The following is a 4473-nucleotide window of genomic DNA, read 5'->3' on the forward strand; positions in this document are numbered from 1 at the left end:
GAGGCAATTGCGATGGTGGGACTGTGACGGCGGGAGGTTAAAATGGCAACTTCGTGACCGGGCGCGATTGAAAAGTGAGCTAATGGATGCTTTACGTAAAAAATTGACGGGCACGTCAAAATTTCCCCAATTTAGAAAATGTATCTCAAAAAATCCCGGAATCGATCGAACGATAGGGCGATCGTTCTATACGAGCACAGATATGTTACCTTCTGACAACAGTTCGATTTTTAGGAAAAACTTCGTGGAAAAGCTGAAAAATGGTGCCGCTCCGGCCAAGTTGTGGCGGCGGAAGGCCTGATTACGGTTAATTTTTCGAAAAAAGGCGCCCGATTCTTCATCGGGCGCCTTGGAATGAAATACTATTGAAAGTTGATTTTACGAAGCTTCATCTACACGCGAGAGCGCGATCTTGAGGCTCGCAAGCTGGACCGTCAGCTCTTCCAGGCGCTCCCGTTCGGCCGCGACGACCTCCGGGTTGGCGTTGGCGACGAACTTCTCGTTGGAGAGCTTGCCGTTGATCCTTGCCATTTCTGCCTCGGTCTTGGCGATCGCCTTTTCGAGACGGGCCTTTTCGGCACCGAGATCGATCAGCGCGCCGAGCGGCAGGCAGACCGTCGCTTCGCCGGCCACGATCTGGGCAGCACCCTTCGGCGCCTGATCGGCCAGCGAAATGCCATCGACACGCGCGAGGCGCTTGATCGCCGCATCGTGGCGCGACAGCCGGTCACGCGTCAGGCTGTTGGCGTTGACGAAGACGAGCGGGGCTACGGCCGACGGTGGTACGTTCATTTCGGAGCGAACCGAGCGGATATCGGAGACGAGGTCGATCAGCCAGTTGATCTCGTCGGCTGCCGCGTCGTCGGCGTAGGACGGCGACGGCCATTCGGCGTGGCAAACCAGGCCATCACGCTCGCGACCCTCGCCTGCCGTATGCGCCCAGAGCTCTTCAGTCATGAAGGGCATGAACGGGTGCAGCAGCTTGTAGATCTCTTCGAGCACGTAAGCGACGCAGGACTGCGCCTCCTTCTTGGCGCCCTCGTCCGTGCCGCCGAAGATCGGCTTCAGCAATTCGAGGTACCAATCGCAGACCTGGTTCCAGACGAATCGATAGAGCACGCCGGCGGCATCGTTGAAGCGATAGGCTTCGATCGCCTCGGTGAGATCGCGTTCGGTGCGGGACAGTTCCGTCAGGATCCAGCGGTTGACCGTGAGCTCGGCTGCCTCAGGAATGAAATGCGGGTCGTTGACCACGCCGTTCATCTCGGCGAAGCGCGTCGCATTCCACAGCTTGGTGCCGAAGTTGCGATAGCCGGCGATGCGGGCCGGATCGAGCTTCACGTCGCGGCCCTGAGCCGCCATGATCGCCAGCGTGAAGCGCAGCGCGTCGGCGCCGTACTCGTCGATGAGTTCCAGCGGGTCGATGACGTTGCCCTTCGACTTCGACATCTTCTGGCCGTTCTTGTCGCGAACCAGCGCGTGGATATAGACCGTGTGGAACGGCTCGACCGGAACGCCGTCCTCGTCCTTCATGAAGTGCAGACCCATCTGCATCATGCGAACAACCCAGAACGGGATGATATCGAAACCGGTGACCAGAACGTTGGTTGGATAGTAGCGGTCAAGCTCGGGCGTCTTTTCCGGCCAGCCGAGGGTCGAGAACGGCCAGAGAGCGGAAGAGAACCAAGTGTCGAGCACGTCTTCGTCGCGCGTCAGGATTTCGCCCGGCTGGAAGTTCTCGAGTTTCTCCTCGACCCAAGCCTTCCAAGGTCCCTCATGGGCGATGTAGTGCTGGATGGCGGCCTGCAGCGCTTCTTCCTCGGTCTTCTCGACGAAGACCTGGCCATCGGGACCGTACCAGGCGGGAATCTGGTGACCCCACCACAGCTGACGCGAGATGCACCAGGGCTGGATGTTTTCCATCCACTGGAAATAGGTGTTTTCCCAATTCTTAGGCACGAAATTGGTGCGGCCTTCACGGACGGACGCGATCGCCGGCTGGGCCAGCGTCTTGTTGTCGACCCACCACTGGTCGGTCAGGCGCGGCTCGATCGGCACGCCGCCGCGGTCGCCATGCGGGACCACATGCTTGTGCGGCTCGATCTTGTCGAGCAGGCCTGCCTCTTCGAAAATCTCGACGATGATCTTGCGGGCGGTGAAACGGTCCTGACCCTCCAGACGGTCCCAGGCGCCATGAAGTGCTGCCGGATGATCGAGACCTTCGAGGAAGTCCTCGTTCTCCTTGATCGAGATCGAGGCATCGATGTTCATGACGTTGATGGCGCGCAAACCGGCGCGCTTGCCGACCTCGAAGTCGTTAAAGTCATGCGCGGGCGTGATCTTGACGGCGCCGGTGCCGGCGGTCGGATCTGCGTAGTCATCCGCGACGATCGGGATCTTGCGGCCGACGATCGGCAGGATGACATGCTTGCCGACGATCGACTTGTAGCGCTCGTCTTCAGGATTAACCGCGATGCCGGTATCGCCGAGCATCGTCTCCGGACGGGTCGTTGCGACGACGATGTAGTCGCGCGTCTCGAATTCCGTCGGCTTGCCTTCCTCGTCGAAAGCGATCGGGTACTGGTAGGTGACGCCCGCTTCCAGCGGATAGCGGAAGTGCCAGAGATTGCCCTTGACCTCCAGCTGCTCGACTTCCATGTCCGAAATCGCGGTCAGCAGCTTCGGGTCCCAGTTGACGAGACGCTTGTCCTTGTAGATCAGGCCTTCCTTGTAGAGGCTGACGAAGACTTCGAGGACAGCCTCGGACAGGCCTTCGTCCATGGTGAAGCGCTCGCGCGACCAATCACAGGAGGCGCCGAGGCGCTTCAACTGGTTGAAGATCAGGCCACCCGACTCGTTCTTCCACTCCCAGACCTTCTCGATGAAGGCTTCGCGGCCCATGTCGCGGCGGCCCGGAAGCTGCTGTTCCATCAGCTTGCGCTCGACGACCATCTGCGTGGCGATACCGGCATGGTCCATGCCCGGCTGCCACAGCACGTCCTTGCCGCGCATGCGCTCGAAGCGGACCATGATGTCCTGCAACGTGTTGTTCAGCGCGTGGCCCATGTGCAGCGAACCCGTCACATTCGGCGGCGGGATCACGATGGTGAAGCTTTCGGCGCCCGGCTTGGCGTTGGCGCCCGCGCGGAAAGCGTCCGCCTCGTCCCATTTCGCGGCGATCTTCGGTTCAACGGCTGCGGAATCGTAGGTCTTTTCGAGCATTTTTGGACCAAATCTGGAGGTTTTCTGGATGCGGGTTGTAAATAGGATGCCCGCCAGCAAGTCAATAAAAAAGCCGCCCCGGGGACCGGAGCGGCTCTTTGTAAAAAGCGACGGATCCGATCAGCGGCGCGGGCCGCGCGCCACGCGCTCGATCTCTTCGCGCACGAGGCGCTCGACCAGGGTCGGCAGGTTGTCGTCGAGCCAGTCGCGGAGCATCGGGCGCAGCATGTCTTCGGCGATCTCGTCCAGCGAGCGGCGCTCGGCGCCATCGATGGCGGCAGCCAGTTCCTCGAAGGAGCGGGCGATCTGCAGGCCGGCATCCTGCGACAGCAGCGACTGCTGGGTTTCGTCCATCAGGCTCGGCAGAAGGCGATCCGACAGCGGCACGGAGACCGGCTCGGCGTAGAGCGGCTGTGCTGCGATCGGCGCGGCAGCCATGGGCGGAGCGATTGCGACCTGCTCCTGAACCGGCGCGGCTGCGGGCTGAACGGCTTCGGCCTCTACGGCCACCGGCTGCTGAGGCGGCATTTCGAACGCCATCGCGGCTGGTTCGTCAGCCAACACGGGCTCGGGTGCGCGCTGCGGCGCCGGAGCCGCCTGCTGCATCACCGGGTGCTCCTCGGCGACTTGCTGCTGCGGCTGAGCTTCCATGACAGGGGCCGGTGCGACAGGCGCCGGCTGCTGGCGGAATTCGAGGGGCGGTTCGCGCTGAGGCTGCAGCGTGTTGCGCTCGGAGGCGGCGCGAACGCGGGCGGCGACATCCGCGAGCGACATGGCGGCGCGCGGCGCTTCCTGCGCGGGGGCCGAGCCCGCGGAATTGGCGGCGACGAAGCGCGGATCGGTCTGCTGCGGTGCGGGATCGGGGAATTCCACGCCGGCATAGGCCTGATCGACCGTCAGATGAATGTCGGAGCCGTGATCGTCTTCATCATCACCGTAAACAGGCGGCAGCGATGCGGAGAGTGCCCTGCCCGCGCCCGGCTCATTGCTTTCGATGATCTGGCGGATCGACGCCAGGATTTCTTCCATGGACGGTTCACGCGCTACGCTTGGCTGAGCCATATCTATCCCCGTTATTCTCAAACAACGACCGGATTGCGAGGTGTCGGCATCCGAATCACCCAGACTGTAGGATAGCCGATCGGGGAAAAAAATCATCGCGAATCAAATGACTGCCGCTTTGCACAGTTTTCTCAAAGGTCAATGACTGCTTCGACGGTCCGCTTGAAACAGAAACGGGCGCCAGTGGCG

Annotated in this window: 3 protein-coding genes; 1 reads left to right on the forward strand and 2 read right to left on the reverse strand. The window is 61.5% G+C overall.

Annotated elements, in window-relative coordinates; translation table 11 throughout:
- A partial coding sequence (locus B3605_RS15290; protein ID WP_296434870.1) for a hypothetical protein occupies positions 1–301 on the forward strand: 301 nt, incomplete at its 5' end.
- A 77-nt stretch (positions 302–378) separates the two neighbouring features.
- On the opposite strand, the gene B3605_RS15295 is transcribed toward B3605_RS15290, so the two are convergent.
- Both B3605_RS15295 and B3605_RS15300 read right to left on the reverse strand, forming a co-directional pair.
- Positions 379–3222: a valine--tRNA ligase gene (locus tag B3605_RS15295; RefSeq protein ID WP_112941467.1), complete on the reverse strand. Its 2844-nt coding sequence runs from the start codon at positions 3220–3222 to the stop codon at positions 379–381.
- A 120-nt stretch (positions 3223–3342) separates the two neighbouring features.
- Positions 3343–4284 carry a DUF2497 domain-containing protein gene (locus B3605_RS15300; RefSeq protein WP_112941468.1) on the reverse strand — a complete coding sequence of 314 codons (942 nt, stop codon included), beginning with the start codon at positions 4282–4284 and terminating at the stop codon, positions 3343–3345.
- Positions 4285–4473: the final 189 nt, after the last annotated feature.

This window comes from Rhizobium sp. UBA1881 (genome assembly GCF_002338015.1).
In the GTDB taxonomy this organism is placed as follows: Bacteria; Pseudomonadota; Alphaproteobacteria; order Rhizobiales; family Rhizobiaceae; genus Rhizobium.

Bases quoted from the DNA above. Each gene is read 5' to 3' on its own strand.
- B3605_RS15300 (WP_112941468.1), bottom strand. From the start codon at position 4,284: ATGGCTCAGCCAAGCGTAGCGCGTGAACCGTCCATGGAAGAAATCCTG.
- B3605_RS15295 (WP_112941467.1), bottom strand. From the start codon at position 3,222: ATGCTCGAAAAGACCTACGATTCCGCAGCCGTTGAACCGAAGATCGCC.